The following is a 17,208-nucleotide window of genomic DNA, read 5'->3' on the forward strand; positions in this document are numbered from 1 at the left end:
TCGCCGCACCACCGGCGCCTGCCGGCCTCGCCGTCTGGACCATCGGGCCGTCCTGGTCGCCGTCGGTCTCCGGCGCCGGATCCAGGCTCCGCGGATGACAGAAACCTTCGGTGCCGTGGCGATCCTCGTCGGTGGGGTGATGGCCTCCAACGGTTGGCCCGGTCCCGGTCTGCTCCTGCTGACCGGTTCCGCACTCGCCTTGGTGGCCGGCGCCCTGGTCCCCGGAATTGCGGGCGCAACGCGAGGATCAGTTCGTCCTGGGCTACCGGGGGCCGTCGGGACGGTGCTCGCACCCCGGAAACGTTGTCCCACTTCGTCCAAGGTGCGGCCCGTGGCGACCGGACTGGTCACCTACGTGGCGGGCCTCGCGCTGTTCTACGTCGGCGATCGCCGCCTCACCCGCCTGCCCATCGTGGTCGAGGTGGCCGGCACCGTCACCGTACTGGCGAGCCCGGCACTCACCTGGAACCAATGGCATGGTTTCGCCCCGACCTTCGGCGCCGCGACGGCCGTTGGGGTGGTGGTACTCGGCATCGTTCGGGACAAGCTGATGCTCTCGGCGGCCGGCTCGGTCGGTCTCCTGGTCAACATCCCGTGGATCATCGTCTGGTACTTCCCCGGACAGGGTCGGGTGCCACTGCTGATCGCGGTGTCCGGCGCGTTGATTCTCTGCATCGCAGTCCTCCTGGCCCGCACCGGTCACCACCGCCACCGCCCGGCGCTCTGACCCGCCCGGTCCCGGCTCAGGCCGACAAGCAGACCGCCGGGGAGATCGAACCAGCGCAGCTGTTCGAAGTCCCGTCGGCAGCGAGAGTCGGTCCAGCTCAGCCGAATCGGCGGCGGCTCGCGGACGGGCGAGGATCTCCCGTGCCTGCTGCAGATACTTCTCCAAGTCGCTCTCGGGAGCCCGATCATCCTGGTGGGGGTACCGCATCTCGCCGTCCGCGGTGTAACTGATCTGGCCCAGGCGCATCGGCGGTTCCACCGGTCCGAGACGATGGCGCCAGAGGCCGGCGCCGGGGTCGAACCGGTAGTCCGGTAGGAGTCGGCTGCCCTCGCGCGCGACCAGCCGCACCGCCTCGACGAGATAGCCGAACACCGGCTCGGAGATGAAGTAGTTGAAATTGATCCTGACCCACCCCGGCTTGATTCCCTCGCAGCCGTGGGCGATCTCGCGCTCGAACGCCCGCGAGTGGTCCAGGTCGATGCCGAGCAGGCGGTGCCCGTACGGCCCGGCGCAGGAGCAGCCGCCGCGCGACTGGATCCCGAACAGGTCGTTGAGCAGGGACACCACGAAGTTGTGATGCAGGTACCGGCTTTGCGACCGCGAACCACGAACGAGACGATCGAGAGCCGATCGGCGTCGAGGTTGCCCAGGATCTCGATGTTCGGCTCCTGCTGCCAGGCCGCGATGGCCCGCCGCAGGAAGTGATCCTCGTGGGCGCGGATCACCGTGACACCGACCGCCTGCTTGAGCTGGAACACCAACCCGGCCCTGATCGACTCGACAATGGCCGGCGTGCCGCCTTCCTCCCGCTGGGCCGGGTCGGTGAGGTACCGGTGATCGGTCGGGTTGACATAGGCCACGGTGCCCCCACCAGGCACGTCCGGAACGCGATTGCGGAGCAGTTCGCGCCGGACGACCAGCACCCCTGGAGTGCTCGGACCGCCGATGAACTTGTGTGGACTGAGGAAGATCGCATCCTTGTACGCCAACGGATCCGAACCCGCGGGGCCGTACATCTCGATGTCGATGTACGGCGCCGCGGCGGCGAAATCCCAGAACGACAGGGCGCCGTGTTCATGAAGGAGCCGCGAGATGCCGTGCGTGTCACTGACAATGCCGGTCACATTGCTGGCGGCGGAGAACGACCCGATCTTCAAGGGTCGGGCCGCGTGACGAACCAGCTCCGCTTCCAGGATCCGGACGTCGATGTGACCATCGGCGTCCTGCGGGATCACCACCACGTCGGCGATCGTCTCGCGCCAGGGCAGCTCATTGGAATGGTGCTCGAAGGGGCCGATGAAGACGACCGGCCGCTCCTGCACCGGAATGGCCGCACTGAGCTGGTAGCGATCCTCGAGGGCGGCCGGGATCCGCAACCCGAGGATGCCGACCAGCTTGTCGATGGCGCCGGTGCAACCCGAACCGGCGAAGATGACGACCGTCTCGGCATCGCCACCCACCGCGTCGGAGATGATCGATCGGGCGTCCTCGCGGAGTCTGGTGGTCTGCAGTCCGGTCCCACTGGACTCGGTGTGGGTGTTGGCGTACCGCGGCAGCACCTCGTCCCGCACGAAGTCCTCGATGAACGACAACGCCCGGCCGGACGCGGTGTAGTCGGCATAGGTGACGCGCCGCGGCCCGTACGGGCCCGGCATCACCTGATCGTCGCCGATCACCGACTCCCGGATGCGCCGGAGCAGCGGGGTGTCGCACGGGATGGTCTCGTCCACCTCCCAGACCCTAGTCGCCAAGGGGCCCATCGACCCGGGTCGCCGACTCAGCGACCGAACATCTTGGCGAAGAATCCCCCGCCCGAGGTGCTCGGCTCCGATGCGTGTCCGGGACAGCGCTCGGCGCGGGGCACACCGCGCATGACGGCATCGACGTGCTGGCCGCAGCCGGCCCAGGTGGTCTTGCCGCACTGGCGGCAGTTCACTGCTCGGCACATGTTTGTCACTCCTGGAGGACGAAGGGTCGGTTCCCGTTCGACTATACCCCCTGGGGTATCCGGCGGCCGTCGTGCGAGCAACGGAACAATCCGGGAATCGGCCCGTTGTATACCCGTAGGGGTATCGTTCGAGGTCAGGTCGAAGAGCGGCCCGGGATCACGAGAACTGCGTCCATCGGTACCTTCGACCGGGCGTACCGAGATCGGGCTCCGGCGCCGAGACTGCCGCCACCGGTAGCGTTTCCACATTCACGCCCAGCATTTTCCCAGAGGAGAGCCACCATGGTCGAACTCGACCCGAGCAAGATGACCGCTGTCGTGAATCGACTACGCCGTGCCCAAGGACAGATCGGCGGCGTCCTGAAGATGATCGAGGAGGGCCGGGAATGCCAGGACATCGTGGCCCAACTCGCGGCCGTCAGCCGCGCCGTCGACCGGGCCGGTTTCGCGGTCGTGGCCACCGGTCTCAAGCAGTGCCTGCTGGAATCCGGGGGTCAGGAAACCATCGACACGGCGGCCATGGAGAAGATGTTCCTCTCGCTGGCCTGAGCGCCGATCTCGGGGCCGGGACCAACCGGCTGGTGGATTGCCCACCGGCCGGTTGAGCGCTCAGCGCGCGGTCATGGGTAGTCCGACCTGGCCGGCGTAGTCGAAGGAGTCGTCGACCGCCACGACCTGGATGCCGTGCGCGGCCAGGATGGACGCGGCGATGGAGGCGCGGTAGCCGCCGGCGCAATGCACCCACACCTCGCCCGCCGGAACCTCAGCCAGACGCCCCAGCAACTCGTGCAACGGGATACCCACCGCACCCTGGATATGGGACCTGTCCCACTCGGCCCGGCGCCGCACATCCAGGATCGTCACCGGGCGGTGATGACGGACCTGGACCAGATCGGCGAACGTCGCCCGCTCGATCCGGCCCAACGAATCGTCCGTCCACTCCGCCGGCCCGCCGACGGCTGCCGCCGCCGGCCGATCGATCCCGATCCGCACCAACTCCCGCTGCGCCTGCGCCACCTGCTCCGCGCTCTCACCCAACAACGTCAACGGCGTACCCCACGGAAACAGCCACCCCAGATACGTCGCGAACTGCCCGTCCAAACCGAAATTGAACGTGCCCCGCACGTGCCCGGCCGCAAACGCCGTCCGCGACCGCAGATCCACCAACCACTCCCCGGCCTCCAACCGGGCGCGCAACTGCGCCTTGTCGGCCGGCTCCGGCGCCGACAGATCAGGCGCCCCCGGCCCCGCCGCGTTGGCCGGACCCATCCGCGCGTAGTACGCCGGCCACGCGTCCAACCCACCCAACAACTCGTCGACCCAGGCCTGCTCGGCCATCGTCAACGCCGGATTCATCCGCTTCTCCTGCCCGATGGTCGACGCCGTGGCCTCGGACTGCGTCGCCGAACAGAAACTGCCGAACCCGTGGGTGGGCAACACCTGCGCCGCATCCGGCAACGACTCGGCCAGCCGATGCGCCGACGCGTACTGATGGTGCACCAGAGCATGCGTGTGATCCGGACCCAACAGATCCGGCCGCCCGGTCGACCCGAACAGCAACGACCCGCCGGAGAACACCCCGACCTGCTCCCCCTCCGCCGACAGCACATACGACAGATGCGTGAACGTGTGACCCGGCGTCGCCATCACCTCGACTCGCATCGACGGACCGACCTCCACCACCTGGCCGTCCACCACCGGCACCCGATCAAAGGCCACCTCATCAGCGGCATTGACGTGATACGCCGCCCCCGTCACCCGAGCCAACGCCAAACCCCCGGTCACGTAGTCGTTGTGCAGATGCGTCTCGAACACGTGAGTGATCCGCACACCCGCCGCCGACGCCAACTCCAACACCCGATCGATGTCACGCTGCGGATCCACCACCAACGCCACCCGACCGTCATGCACCAGATAACTGCGATCCCCCAACGTCGGGGTATCGATCGGAACAATGGCCACCATCGGTGAGAGTCCTCTCGGAAGTTGCTTCTCAGGCCCGGTCCTGAGTCCGGCAAGGCGTGCTGGTTCAGGACCGACCGTCATTCGACGGTATACCCCAGGGGGTATCTAGTCAGTCCAACCGTTTGCCCTGCCGAGGCATTCCATCGGCGGCACGAGCCCGCGGGTGATCACGACCGGGCCGAGAGAGGTGGTGCGGCACTCTCGGCCCCGGCGGTCACGCCGGTCGAGTGCAACCGGATCAGGAGGGCCCGGCATGGGTGGAAACGAGCGTGATGGCGCCCTCGTCCTCCTGCGCGTTGTGCAGCCGGAGGATCGCGTACAGCCCGTAGAGCAACCGCCGCAGCTCCACCACGTCACCTCCGGCGGCGTCGGTCGCTTCGGTTCCGGTCACGAGCCGGTGCAGACGGTTGATCTGGTGCTCGATCTCGGCGTGGGTCCGACTCAGCCCGGCCGTGCTGTCCGACCCGCCGAGTGCCCGGGCCACGAGCGGGACCAACTCCTGCTCGTCGGCGCGTTCGTGCGGGAGCAGTTCGGCCTCCAGCCGGTGCAGCAGGGCGCGGACCGGGGCCAGGTCGGCATTGTCGTCCGACAGGCCGTCGGCCACGGTGCAGACAAGTTCCACCACCGGTAGGACGGCTTCGTGTTGAGCGCGCAGGGTCGCCGCCGTTGCCACCTCGGCGCCGCTGAGCGGTGCTCGCTGTCCACGGGCCGGCAGCACCGCACGCAGTGCGATGACGATGGCCAGGACGTCGATGCCTTCCTGGAGGACGGCACCGACCGCCGGCACGAGCAGGCCGGCCGCGGCCATGGCCATCGCGACCAGGGACAGGCCCATACCGGTGAGCACCGCCTGCAGCGCAATGCCCTTGGAACGCCGGGCGATCAGGATCGCCGCCGCGATGGCGTCGATGCGATCCACGGTGAGCACGACGTCCGCCGCTTCGGAGGACGCGGTCGAACCCCGGGCGGCCAACGCCACTCCCGCTCCGGCCGCCGCCAGTGCGGGCGCGTCGTTGATGCCGTCGCCGACCATGATCGTCCGCGCGGCGACCGACTCCCGTCCGATCGCGGCCAGCTTCTGGGCGGGATCGCAGTCGGACAGCACCTCGTCCACGCCCACGATGCGGCCCACCATCTCGGCGACATCGCGCCGGTCCCCGGTGAGCAGCACGACCCGGGAGATGCCGGCCTCGCGTAGGGCGCGGAGCATCCGGGGGGCGTCCGGACGGATCGGATCCTCCAGCAGCACCGCCCCCGCCGCCTGGTCGTCAACGGCCACGAAGACAGCGAGGGCGCTGTCGATCTCGGCCCGCCGTTGCGCCCGGCGAGCCCAGTCCGGGGTGTCGTCCCCGAGGATCCACGCCGCCTTACCGATGCGGATCCGATGCCCGTCCACCCGTCCCTGCAGGCCGTATCCGTGGACCTCACTCACGTCGTCCGGTGCGGACAGCGGTAGCCGGCGGCGGGCGGCGGCGGAGACGATCGCACCGGCCAGAACGTGGGGCGACACCTGATCCAGCGAGGCGGCCAGCCGCAGCAACTCGTCGGCCTCCAGATCGGACCGGGTGAGGACGTCGGCGACCTCGGGACGGCCCTGGGTCAGCGTTCCGGTCTTGTCGAACAACATGACCTGCCCGGCGGCCAGTTTCTCCAGGGCCCCGCCGCCCTTGATGACCACGCCGACCCCGGCCGCCCGCGACAAGCCCGACATGATCGCGATCGGCGCGGCCAGCAACAACGGGCACGGGGTGGCCACCACCAGCACGGCGACGGCACGGACTGCATCGCCGCTGGCCAGCCAGGCTCCGCCGGCCAGGGCCAGGGTGAGCGGCACGAAGTAGAGGGCGAACCGGTCCGCCGTGCGGACGAACGGGGCCGAGGACGCCTGGGCCGCTTCGACCAGGCGCACCACTCCGGCGTAGGTGGATTCGGCGGCCGTCGCGGTGGTGACCAGGTCGAACCCCGGGCCGGCGTTCACCACCCCGCTCCGGACGTCGTCGCCGCTCTGCCGCTCCACCGGCAACGGTTCACCGGTCAGGGCCGACTCATCCAGCACCGCCGGACCGAGCAGCCGACCGTCGACGGGGACGATCTCGCCGCTGCCGACCATCAGGCGATCGCCGAGGGCAACCTGCGCGACCGGGATCTCACGGATGCTGTCCAGCTGCCGGAGGCGGGCCGTCTGCGGAGCGCGGGCCACCAGCAGGCTCAGTTCGCGGCGGGCCCGCGCCCCGGCCCGCGCCTCCAGCAGCGCGCCACTGGCGAGCATGACCGCGATCATCGCTCCCGCGAACGGTTCGCCGACGACCAGGGCGCCGCCGAGCGCCAGCAGCGCGATCACGTCCACGCTGGGCTGCCGCCTCAACAGGGCCCTCGCCGTCGACGTCACCGAGAAGACCAGACCGATGACGGTGGCGGCAATCCACAGGCCATCGGCCGCGCCGGTGGCCCGCGCCACCCGCGCCGCGAGTCCGGCTCCCAGCAGAGCCGCCGACACGCCGAACAGCCACGGCTCGAGATTCGCCTTGAGGTACTTCACCAGTCCAGCCCGGGTCACCCACCCATCCTGCGGGCCGCCCCCGGCCGGAACCAGGGTCGAACGGCCCCACCTGGCGAACCGGACCCATCAACGAGATCCATCGACAACGCCCGGATCGGCCCTCGGGCGCGGGGGCTCTCAGCCCACCGTGAACTCCTGGTACATCCCGGCCGAGTAGTGATTCTGCAGATTGCACAGCAGTTCGTAACGCCCGGGAGCCAGCATCAGGGTGACCCAGCCGACCTGGCCCGCGCCGATCCCCTCGCCCGACCCAGCCGCGCAACCGTTCGAAGCCTCGCCCCGGCTGCCGGTCTCGTCGACCTTGCCGTCGGACCCGACGCTCCGCTGACCGGCGGCGGCTCCCGCGGCCAGGGGCAGGATCACCAACTCGTGGGTGCGCCATCCCATGTTCTGCGCCACGAAACTGACCTGGCCGGCGGCGACCGTGGACGGGCGAGCGCGGAGCATCATGTGAGAGCCCACCGGGGCGATGCCACCCATCATGCGGGTCATGCCCATGTCGGCCAACGTCACGTCCACCCGATGGCCGGGCAACGAGGCCGGGGCGGAGCACGTCAACCGGGAGAACACGTAGCCCCGTTCCTGACCCATCATTCCTGGCCCCATCGCCGCTCCGGTCGACGTGGATGCGTTCATCGACCGGCCGGCCGGTGCTCCGACCGTGCAGCCAGCCGCAGCCCCGAGCAGGGCCACCAGGGCCACCAGGACCGCCGGGCCCGCCCCGCGATTCCGCGTTGTGCGCACTCACCGAGTGCACCATCCGCCGATCCGAAGTCACAAGGCGTACAAGACCTCTCCCGTCCGGTCATCGGTCCTCACCCACCGATGACCTTCGACTCTTGTCCCAGGCAGATGATCCGCCGCCCCGGGTCGTGCACACTTGCGATCATGACGTCCGAGAACGAACCGCGCCCGGCCCCCGCCGGCTCGGCCGTGGCTGACGCCCGCGAGCCGATCACCCCGTCCGCAGCGCACCGGACCGGCCTGTTCGGGCTGGCCCTCGGCGCGATCGGGGTCGTGTTCGGCGACATCGGGACGAGTCCGCTGTACGCGATGCAGACCGTCTTCTCGATCGACCACAACGCGGTGCAACCGACATCGAACGACGTCTACGGCGTCATCTCGCTGGTGTTCTGGTCGATCACCCTGATCGTGTCGGTGAAGTACGTGGTCTTCATCCTGCGGGCCGACAACGACGGCGAGGGCGGGATCATGGCCCTGGCCGCCCTCATCCGGCGCCAGCTCGGAACCCGCAGCCGGCGGGTCGCCGTGGCCATGATCCTGGGCGTGATCGGGGCGGCACTGTTCTACGGCGACAGCCTGATCACCCCGGCCATCTCGGTGCTGTCGGCGGTCGAGGGCATCGAAGTGGTCGCCCCCAGCGCACACCGCGTGGTGCTTCCGGTCGGCATCGCCATCGTCGCTGTCCTGTTCCTGGTCCAGCGCATCGGGACGCACAAGATCGGCCGGTTGTTCGCGCCCGTCATGGTGGTGTGGTTCGTGGTGCTGGCCGTCACCGGGCTCCCGCAGATCGTCGCCCACCCCGGGATCCTGCGCGGCCTGTCCCCCACCTACATCGTCAGTTTCGTCACCGATCACCCCTACACCGCGTTCATCGCGATGGGCGCTGTGGTCCTGTCGATCACCGGAGCCGAGGCGCTCTACGCCGACATGGGGCACTTCGGGCGACGGCCGATCCGCGCCTCCTGGTTCTTCTTCGTCTTCCCGGCCCTGGTCATCAACTACCTCGGGCAGGGTGCCCTGATCCTGCACACGCCGTCGGCCATCGCCAACCCGTTCTACCTGCTGGCACCGAACTGGGCTCGGATCCCGTTGGTCGTCCTGGCCACCTTCGCCACCGTCATCGCCAGCCAGGCCGTCATCTCCGGTGCCTTCTCCGTCTCCCGGCAGGCGGTCCGGCTCGGGTTCCTGCCGCAGCTGACCGTCCGGCACACCTCGAAGGCCGAGGGCGGCCAGATCTACGTTCCGGCAGTCAACTGGCTGCTGTTCGCCGGCGTGTTCGTGCTGATGATCACCTTCGAATCGTCCAGCAAGCTGGCCACCGCCTACGGCCTGGCCGTCACCGGCACCCTGCTGCTCACCACGACGCTGTTCCTGATCCTGGCCGGCTCCAGCTGGCGCTGGCCGATGTGGCGGCTGGTGGTGATCGGGGTGGTGTTCGGCGGCGTCGAGCTGACCTTCTTCGCCGCCAACCTGACCAAGGTGGTCCACGGGGGTTGGCTGCCGCTCATCATCGCGGCGGCGATCGTCACCGTCATGATGACGTGGCAGCGTGGTCGGCAGTTGATCACCGGCCGACGCATCGAGGCCGAGGGGCCGCTCCCGGCGTTCGTGGAGAAGCTGCGGGCGAACCCACTGCCGCGAGTACCTGGCACGGCGGTCTTCCCGCACCCCGGCAAGACCACGACACCCCTGGCCCTACGGGCCAACACCGAGTTCAACCAGGTCCTGCACGAGCACGTTGTCATCGTCTCCCTGCAGGCCGAGAACGTTCCGCACGTCGACCCGGCGGAGCAGATCACGGTCGACGAACTGGGATACGGCGACGACGGCATCGTGCACCTGGCCGTCCGGGTCGGGTTCCAGGACGATCAGGACATCCCCCGCATGCTCCGCACCGCGGTCGGGATGAGCTCGGAGTTGCAGTTCGACCCGGAGACGGCGTCCTACTTCCTGTCCCGCATCGCCATCGAACGCGGCACCGCGCCCGGCCTGGCGACGTGGCGCAAGCGCCTGTTCATCGGCCTGTCCCACAACGCCGCGAACCCGGCGACTGCGTTCCACCTCCCGGAGGACCGGACGGTCGTCATGGGGTCGCGCATCGCTCTGTAGCCGGCGCCGGGTACCCGTCCTCGGCGGAAGGCCGTTCTCGGGCAACGGGTCGCGCCGGCCCGGGATCAGAACAACGGCTCGCCGATCGGCATCGGCGGCGGCCCGTCGAACAGGGCACTGACCGACTCGCCGTTGTGGATGCGCCGGACCGCCTCGGCCAGGGCGGGCGCGATCGACAGCACGGTGAGCTTGTCGGTGCGCTCGGACACCGGGATGGGAACGGTGTTGGTGCAGACGATCTCGAGGACGTCCGGCTGATCGCCGATCCGTTTCAAGGCACCGCCGGCGAACAGCCCGTGGGTGCAGGCGACCCGGATCGATCGGCATTTCAGCTCGCGGAGCCGTTCGAGCAGTTCCAGGATGGTGCTGCCCTTGGCGATCTCGTCGTCCAGCACGATGATGTCGCGCCCGGCGATCTCACCGATCACCGCACTGATGCTCACCCGGTCGTCCGCGAACCGCTGCTTGGCGCCGGCCGCCACCGGGACCCCGAGCAGCCGCGCGAAGGCCGCGGCCTCCTTGGCGTTGCCCAGATCGGGCGAGACGACCGTGGTGTTGGACAGATCATTGCCGCGGAAGTGACCGGCCAGCTCCCGCAGCGCATGCAGGTGATCGACGGGCACGCTGAAGAACCCGTGGACCTGGGGTGAGTGCAGCGTCATGGCCAGCACCCGCGACGCCCCGGCCGTCACCAGCAGATCGGCAACCAGGCGCGCGCCGATCGAGATACGCGGCGCCTCCTTCTTGTCGGATCGGGCGTACGCGTAGTGCGGGATCACGACCGTGGTGCGCGCGGCCGACGCGCCGCGTGCGGCGTCGAGCATCAGGAGCAACTCGACCAGGTTCTCCTGAACCGGCGTGACCAGCGGCTGGATCAGGAAGACGTCCCGTTCACGGCAGTTGGCCTGCAGCTGCACCTCGAGGCAATCGTTGGCGAACCGCTGTACTCGCACCGGCAGCAAGGGCACCTCGAGCTGGGCGCACACCTCCGCGGCCAATTCCGGATGCGCACTGCCACTGAAGACCGCGATGTCTCGCAAGACGCGCCCCTGTTCTCGTCGATGCTTCCAGGCTGTCGGTGCGGACGTCCGTTCCGTCGGGCCTCGGGCCGGATCGCCCTCGGATGGCGCCGGTTGGAAGTCTACGGGCGGACTTGCGGCCGGTCTGCACGCGCCTCCCGGCGTTCGAGGAGGTCGATGCGACAATCCTCGCGTTCCGACTTTCGTCCGACGATCGGGTAATCGCCGCTCACGGACGAAAAACCCAGGTGGAAGGATCTGACATGAATGCTCCCGAGGACGATCGTCGCGACACTCCGGCGTCCTGGGGCGACTACAGCTCCGAGGACACCCAGATCGTGCATCCCGGGGCCGGCGGCTCCGACCGATCGGCGGTGGGGCCCGACGCGCAAGCCGAGCCCTTCTCCCACCCGACATCAGCGGCGAACCCGCCGGTCGACGACCGGACCCAAGTGGTGACCCCCGTCTCCGGGGACGATCCGGCCTGGAAGCCGTCGTACACCCCGGCCTCGGACTACTCGTCCCAACCGACGATGACGTCCGTCTTCCCGCCCTCGACGCCGGGTTACGCCCCGGCCGGGCACCCGGCCGCATACGCGCCTCCGGCCCAGGTCGCGGCCCCGACCACGTCCACGCCCGAGGCGGTGCCGTCCTCGCGGGTCCGTCCGGCCTTCCTGACCGCCCTGATCGGCCTCGTCCTGTCCGCCGGGGGCGTGTATCTGGGGGTGAAGTACGGCATCGCCGCCGCAGCCGACCGCGGAGCGAATCTCTCCGTGCTCAAGCATGCGTCGATGGCGGCGGCGGGCGCCGTCCTGCTGTTCGCCGCGCTCGCCCTGAACGGGTGGTCCCCATGGGCGACGGTCATCCCGGGCATCGGCCTGACCGGCATCGGCGGCTGGACGCTCTTCAGCGCCTCCGGCCTGGCGCACGTCAACAACTGGACGAAGTGGGCCTTCTCGGGCCAGCAGTTCAATGCCTGGAACGTCGCCGGCTTCACCCTGATCGTCGGCGTGATGATGCTGGCGGCGAGTGTGGCCGCCACGCTGGCCCGAGCATCGGGCAAGCGCGACGGCCACATCATCGGCAGCCGACGCCTGAGCTAGAGCCCAAGGGCCAGTTTGAGATCGGGCAGCATCAGCGCGATGGCGCGTCCACGGTGCGACAGCTGGTCCTTCTCGGCCGGCGTCAGCTGGGCCGAGGTCCGGCCGTCGCCGGCCACGTCGCTCTCGGCCGGGACGAACAGCGGGTCGTAACCGAAACCGTTGCTCCCACCGGCTTCCCTGACGATGCGTCCTCGCCACTCACCCCGGCGGATCACCGGTTCGGCGCCGGGAACGGCCAGAGCCAGGGCACAGACGAACCCGGCGCCTCGACGGTCATCGGGCACGTCGGCCAGCTGGGCCAGCAGCAGCGCGTTGTTCGCGGCGTCCTCGCCGTGACGTCCGGCCCAGCGGGCCGACAGCACGCCGGGCATCCCGTTGAGGGCATCGACGGCCAGGCCGGAGTCGTCGGCCAGGGAGATCTCGCCGGTCGCGGTCGCGGCCTGCACCGCCTTGGCCACCGCGTTCTCCTCGAAGGTGGCGCCGATCTCCGGTTCGTCGGGGAACTCGGGCACGTCACCCAGACCCAGGACGGTGACCTGGTCGCCCAGGATCCTTTGCAACTCGCCCAGCTTCTTCCGGTTGCGGGTGGCCAGCAGAACACGGCTCACAGCTTCGCCTCGAGATCCTTCGGGTAGGGCTGGGCCAGGGCCACCCGCTGCAGGTCGGTGAGCGTCTTGATACCGGCCAGGGCCGAGTCCAGCATGGCGTCCAGGGTTGACCGCGAGTAGGTGGCGCCCTCCGCGGTGCCCTGGACCTCGACCAGGGTGCCGACGTCGGTGGCAACAATGTTCATGTCCACCTCGGCGCGGGAGTCCTCCTCGTACGGCAGGTCCAACCGGACCCGGCCGCCGACGACCCCGACCGACACGGCGGCGATCTGACAGGACAACGGCTGCGGATCGGACAGCGCTCCGGCCCGGCGTAGGTAGGTCACCGCGTCAGCCAGGGCCACGTAGGCGCCAGTGATCGCCGCGGTGCGGGTACCGCCGTCCGCCTGCAGCACGTCGCAGTCGACGGCGATGGTGTTCTCCCCCAGCGCCGACAGGTCGACACAGGCCCGCAGGGAACGTCCGATCAACCGGGAGATCTCGTGGGTGCGGCCGCCGACCCGGCCTTTGACCGATTCCCGGTCGCTGCGTTCGTGAGTCGCCGACGGCAGCATGGCGTACTCCGCGGTGAGCCACCCGAGCCCGGACCCCTTGCGCCACCGCGGCACTCCACGGGTCACCGATGCGGCACACAGCACCTTGGTGCCGCCGAACTCGACCAGCACCGAGCCGGCCGGATGGGTCTGGAACCCCCGGGTGAACGTGATCGGGCGCAGTTCGTCGTCGGCTCTTCCATCTTCTCTGACCATGCCGACAACCCTAGTGGGCCACTGTGGGCGACCGTGGCGAACGACCGGTCAGAGGCCCGGCGGGAGCGCGGGGGTGGTCTGTTTCGGCCGGCGGGGACCATCCGCTTTGGCCACCAGGAAGGCAGCCAGCACCCCGCCGATCGCGCCGAACAGGTGGTCCTGCCAGGAGACGCTCACGGCCCCGCCGATGTCGGCCACCGCCACCTTCACGATGCCGGTCCAGAACAGGCCGCCGTAGATCACCAGCAGCACCAGACCGACCGCGATCTGACCGACGCGGCGGGTGAACACACCGCGGCTCACGAGGTAGGCCAGCCACCCGAAGACGACACCGGACGCGCCGACCGTGTACGAGTTCGACCCGGCCACCAGCCAGACGCCGAGGCCGGCGATCAGCCAGACCAGGACGGTGACGGCCACGAACTGCCGGACGCTGCCGACCATGATCAGGAAGCCGAAGACGACCAGCGGTATCAGATTCGACAGCAGGTGCGGCCAGGACAGGTGCAGCAGCGGCGCCGTCAGGATCCCGATCAGACCGTGGACCGACCGGGGAACGATGCCCAGGTGCACATCCATCCGGTAGGACGTCAGCGAGTTGACCACCTGGATCAACGTGATCAGCACGGCGAAGCCGCCGACGGTGACGACCGCCGGTTTGATCTTCGCGGGGAGCAGGCTGCGCTCCTTGTTGGCCGGCGCGTTGCCCGTCGGGCCTGGAACCATCGGCGTCGTCATACCGACCAGGCTACCGAGGTGGGCCGGTCTCCGGGTCAGGGAGAAACCCTGACCCGGTGCCGGTTGGGGCCGATTCAGGCCCAGAGCTGCCCTTCGAGACCGGACGCCGCCGCCTCGTCATCAGTGGCGCCGTAGACGCCGGTCGAGAGGTACTTCCAGCCGGCATCGGCCACGATGAACGCGACGTCCGCCGCGCGGCCCTCCCGTTCGGCCTTGGCCGCAACGCCCAGCGCCGCGTGCAGGACGGCGCCGGTCGAGATCCCGGCGAAGATGCCCTCAACCTCGAGCAGTTCACGGGTACGACGGACGGCGTCCTCCGGCCCGACCGAGAACCGTGAGGTCAGTACGGTCGCGTCGTAGAGCTCGGGGACGAAACCCTCTTCCAGGTTCCGCAGTCCGTAGACCAGTTCGCCGTACCGGGGTTCGGCGGCCACCACGGAGATGTCCGGAACCTTCTCCCGCAGGTACCGCCCCACTCCCATCAGCGTGCCGGTGGTGCCCAGACCGGCCACGAAATGGGTGATCGTCGGCAGGTCGGCCAGCAACTCCGGGCCGGTGGTGTCGTAGTGCGCCTTGGCGTTGTCGGCGTTGCCGTACTGGTAGAGCATCACCCAGTCCGGGTGGTCGGCGGCCAGTACCTTGGCCGCGGCGACCGCGGCGTTGGAGCCCCCGGCCGCCGGTGAGGAGATGATCTGCGCACCGTAGGCCCGCAGCAGCAACCGACGTTCCTCGGAGGTGTTCTCCGGCATCACGCAGATCAGCCGGTAACCCTTGATCCGGCAGACCATGGCCAGCGAGATCCCGGTGTTGCCGCTGGTCGGCTCGATGACGGTGCAGCCGGGCCGCAGCCGGCCGTCGGCCTCGGCCGCCGCCACCATGGCCAGAGCCGGGCGGTCCTTGACCGACCCGGTCGGATTGCGGTCCTCCAGCTTCGCCCAGACCCGGACGCGCGGAGACGGCGAGAGGCGCGGCAGACCCACCAACGGTGTCCCGCCGACCGACTCCACCAGAGAGTCGTACCTGGTCACGTGTCTATGCCTCGCTGCGCTGGGCTCAGCGCGATCCGCCTGCGACCGCCGGAAGGATGGTCAGGTTGTCGCCGTCGTTGACGGTCGTCTCGAGTCCCCCGGTGAACCGGACGTCCTCGTCGTTGACGTACAGGTTGACGAAGCGGTGCAGGGCGCCGTTCTTCACCAGACGGTCACCGAGACCGGTGTACCGGGAGTCGAGGTCGGCGATCAACTCGGCGACGGTCGCACCGTCGGCGGTGACGGTCTTCTCGCCCTTGGTCACCGGACGCAGGATCGTGGGCACGGACACCGAAACACTCATTGCTTCTCCTCGATGTGACCTGGCGCTGGCGGCCAGGCAGCAGGTCGTCTGACGTACAAGACAGGGTTACAGCTGGTGCAACGTCGGGCGGCTACGGAATCATCTCCACGGGCTCCTCCGATACGTCCCCGTCGATGATCCGGTATGACCGGAATTCCACCGAATCGGCGGCTCGGGTGGAAACCAGCACGTAGTGCGCCTGTGGTTCGCCCGCGTAGGCGATGTCCGTGCGGCTCGGGTAGGCCTCGGTGCCGGTGTGCGAGTGGTAGACGACGACGACCTCCTCGTCGCGCTCGTCCATCTCGCGGTAGAGACGGAGTTGCTCGCCGGAGTCGAATCGGTAGAAGGTCGGGGACCGTTCGGCGTTGACCATCGGGATCACCCTGGTCGGGGCGTCGCTGCCGACCGGGCCGGCGATGATGCCGCACGCCTCGTCAGGATGGTCGGCGCGGGCGTGAGCCACGATGGACTCGACCATGGAATTCGGGATACGCAACACGCCGTCCAGCCTATTTCAGATCGGGCGGAGATGGTGACGAGTCCCCCAGATCAATCCAGCAGGGCGGTGACCAGCGAGTCCTGAACGGCGGAGAGCCACCGATATGTGGCGAAGATCGCCACCTCCATGCCCTCCGGGTCGGCATCGGGCGGCAGCTCGTAGTCGTCGTCGGTGATGTCCAGCCGGACGCCGAGGGCCAATCGCACGTCGTTCAGGGCGGCCACCCACGCCTGGGCGGTCGGTCCGTCGAGGTGCACCGCGCCGCCCCCGCGCGGCAGGGAGTCGAGCAACCGGATGGCGTTCGAATCCTTCAGGGCGATCAGATCCGGTTCCCGGAGCATCCGCATCCCGGCCGCGAACTCGGCATCCGAGGCGTGGAAGTCCGGGAGCAGGCGTGCCATGGCCGGATCCTTCGGCGCGCTGGCCGGCGCCGGGGCCATGCCGGTCAGCCGGGCCAGCGGATCCACGGAGGACTCGGCGCGGCGACCGGCCAGCATCTGACGGACCTGGTCGACCAGATCGGAGATGAGGGTGGCCTCCTCCCGCTCGAAGCTGGCGGAGTACCGGCCGAACCTCTTGTTGAACGTGCGCATCGGAGTGGCCCGTCACCGATCCTGGGCCATGGTGGCCCACAGGCCGGCCGCCTGCAGCTTCAGCACGTCGGCCTCCATGGCGTCCTTGGTGCCGACCGAGACGGTGGCCCGGCCCTTCTGGTGCACGTCCATCATCAGCTTCTCGGCCCGGGGACGAGGGTGGCCCAGCAGCTTCTGGAACACGTACGTGACGTAGGACATCAGGTTCACCGGGTCGTTCCAGACGATGGTCACCCACGGCGGGTCGGGCGCCGTGACGTCCTGGACGTCGGTCGTTTCCTGGGTCGTGGGTGCACTGCTGGTCACCACTCCAGTGTGGCACGGGACGATCCGCTCGGCGTCGCACGCGCCGCGGTTCGACGGCCGACGGTCCCCGCAGCGCGACTTTTCAGGCCGGGCAGAATTCCAGTTGTCCAGCGGCGTGGCGCAATTGCGAATAAACTCCCCCCAGACCGGGCCCGCTGTTCCCCAAACAGCTGAGCATCCCGCCGGCCGAAGAAAATACTGGTCCGAT

The 17,208-nt window shown here is 69.1% G+C and carries 17 protein-coding genes and 1 pseudogene; 4 read left to right on the forward strand and 14 right to left on the reverse strand.

The genetic code is table 11. The features are described 5' to 3' along the window. The coding region (locus tag BLS97_RS23310; RefSeq protein ID WP_231988266.1) for a hypothetical protein at positions 1–727 on the forward strand (727 nt) is incomplete at its 5' end. Here BLS97_RS23310 and BLS97_RS00005 read toward each other — a convergent pair. Next, positions 700–2,487: pseudogene (locus BLS97_RS00005) on the reverse strand (aminotransferase class V-fold PLP-dependent enzyme). The gene BLS97_RS23310 and the pseudogene BLS97_RS00005 sit on opposite strands and share 28 nt — an antisense overlap. A gap of 17 nt (positions 2,488–2,504) precedes the next feature. Next, positions 2,505–2,675: a hypothetical protein gene (locus BLS97_RS23165; protein WP_090473984.1), complete on the reverse strand. Its 171-nt coding sequence runs from the start codon at positions 2,673–2,675 to the stop codon at positions 2,505–2,507. 282 nt (positions 2,676–2,957) lie between these two features. On the opposite strand from BLS97_RS23165, the gene BLS97_RS00015 reads away from it, so the two are divergent. Then, positions 2,958–3,224, forward strand: a complete 267-nt coding sequence (locus BLS97_RS00015) for a metal-sensitive transcriptional regulator (RefSeq protein ID WP_090473985.1) — start codon at positions 2,958–2,960, stop codon at positions 3,222–3,224. Positions 3,225–3,284: 60 nt separating this feature from the next. On the opposite strand, the gene BLS97_RS00020 is transcribed toward BLS97_RS00015, so the two are convergent. The 3 genes from BLS97_RS00020 to BLS97_RS00030 all read right to left on the reverse strand — a co-directional run bounded on the left by BLS97_RS00020 (position 3,285) and on the right by BLS97_RS00030 (position 7,944). Continuing rightward, positions 3,285–4,640 (reverse strand): MBL fold metallo-hydrolase, encoded by a 1,356-nt coding sequence (locus tag BLS97_RS00020; RefSeq protein WP_090473986.1) that lies wholly within the window; start codon positions 4,638–4,640, stop codon positions 3,285–3,287. A 238-nt stretch (positions 4,641–4,878) separates the two neighbouring features. Next, the gene (locus tag BLS97_RS00025; RefSeq protein ID WP_090473987.1) at positions 4,879–7,197 is read right to left on the reverse strand and encodes a heavy metal translocating P-type ATPase; all 2,319 of its coding nucleotides are present in this window, start codon (positions 7,195–7,197) and stop codon (positions 4,879–4,881) included. A gap of 120 nt (positions 7,198–7,317) precedes the next feature. Then, complete coding sequence (locus tag BLS97_RS00030; protein WP_090473988.1) at positions 7,318–7,944, reverse strand: hypothetical protein; 627 nt, start codon at positions 7,942–7,944, stop codon at positions 7,318–7,320. Between the two features lie 144 nt (positions 7,945–8,088). On the opposite strand from BLS97_RS00030, the gene BLS97_RS00035 reads away from it, so the two are divergent. Next, positions 8,089–10,053, forward strand: a complete 1,965-nt coding sequence (locus BLS97_RS00035) for a potassium transporter Kup (RefSeq protein ID WP_090480879.1) — start codon at positions 8,089–8,091, stop codon at positions 10,051–10,053. Positions 10,054–10,118: 65 nt separating this feature from the next. Here BLS97_RS00035 and BLS97_RS00040 read toward each other — a convergent pair whose 3' ends face one another. Beyond that, entirely contained in the window at positions 10,119–11,093 is a 975-nt protein-coding gene (locus BLS97_RS00040) for a ribose-phosphate diphosphokinase (protein WP_090473989.1), read from the reverse strand. A 242-nt stretch (positions 11,094–11,335) separates the two neighbouring features. Here BLS97_RS00040 and BLS97_RS00045 point away from each other — a divergent pair, with 242 nt between their 5' ends. Continuing rightward, positions 11,336–12,175 carry an RAD23 family protein gene (locus BLS97_RS00045; protein ID WP_090473990.1) on the forward strand — a complete coding sequence of 280 codons (840 nt, stop codon included), beginning with the start codon at positions 11,336–11,338 and terminating at the stop codon, positions 12,173–12,175. Here BLS97_RS00045 and rdgB read toward each other — a convergent pair. The 8 genes from rdgB to clpS form a co-directional block, all read right to left on the reverse strand. Then, positions 12,172–12,783, reverse strand: a complete 612-nt coding sequence (rdgB, locus tag BLS97_RS00050; RefSeq protein WP_090473991.1) for an RdgB/HAM1 family non-canonical purine NTP pyrophosphatase — start codon at positions 12,781–12,783, stop codon at positions 12,172–12,174. The genes BLS97_RS00045 and rdgB overlap by 4 nt on opposite strands. Continuing rightward, positions 12,780–13,532, reverse strand: coding sequence for a ribonuclease PH (gene rph / locus BLS97_RS00055; protein ID WP_090473992.1), 753 nt, complete (start codon positions 13,530–13,532; stop codon positions 12,780–12,782). Before rph ends, rdgB begins: the two co-directional genes overlap by 4 nt. 48 nt (positions 13,533–13,580) lie before the next feature. Further along, positions 13,581–14,270, reverse strand: coding sequence for a rhomboid family intramembrane serine protease (locus tag BLS97_RS00060; protein ID WP_197676330.1), 690 nt, complete (start codon positions 14,268–14,270; stop codon positions 13,581–13,583). 74 nt (positions 14,271–14,344) lie between these two features. Further along, entirely contained in the window at positions 14,345–15,298 is a 954-nt protein-coding gene (locus BLS97_RS00065; RefSeq protein ID WP_090473993.1) for a PLP-dependent cysteine synthase family protein, read from the reverse strand. A 25-nt stretch (positions 15,299–15,323) separates the two neighbouring features. Beyond that, a complete protein-coding gene (locus tag BLS97_RS00070; RefSeq protein WP_090473994.1) occupies positions 15,324–15,602 on the reverse strand; it encodes a MoaD/ThiS family protein in 279 nt (92 codons plus the stop codon). A gap of 91 nt (positions 15,603–15,693) precedes the next feature. Next, positions 15,694–16,080 (reverse strand): Mov34/MPN/PAD-1 family protein, encoded by a 387-nt coding sequence (locus BLS97_RS00075; protein ID WP_172832334.1) that lies wholly within the window; start codon positions 16,078–16,080, stop codon positions 15,694–15,696. Between the two features lie 71 nt (positions 16,081–16,151). After that, the gene (locus BLS97_RS00080) at positions 16,152–16,694 is read right to left on the reverse strand and encodes a DUF2017 domain-containing protein (RefSeq protein WP_090473996.1); all 543 of its coding nucleotides are present in this window, start codon (positions 16,692–16,694) and stop codon (positions 16,152–16,154) included. Positions 16,695–16,706: 12 nt separating this feature from the next. Further along, positions 16,707–17,003, reverse strand: a complete 297-nt coding sequence (gene clpS, locus BLS97_RS00085) for an ATP-dependent Clp protease adapter ClpS (protein ID WP_090473997.1) — start codon at positions 17,001–17,003, stop codon at positions 16,707–16,709. Positions 17,004–17,208: the final 205 nt, after the last annotated feature.

It is taken from the genome of Nakamurella panacisegetis (genome assembly GCF_900104535.1).
Classification (GTDB): domain Bacteria; phylum Actinomycetota; class Actinomycetes; order Mycobacteriales; family Nakamurellaceae; genus Nakamurella; species Nakamurella panacisegetis.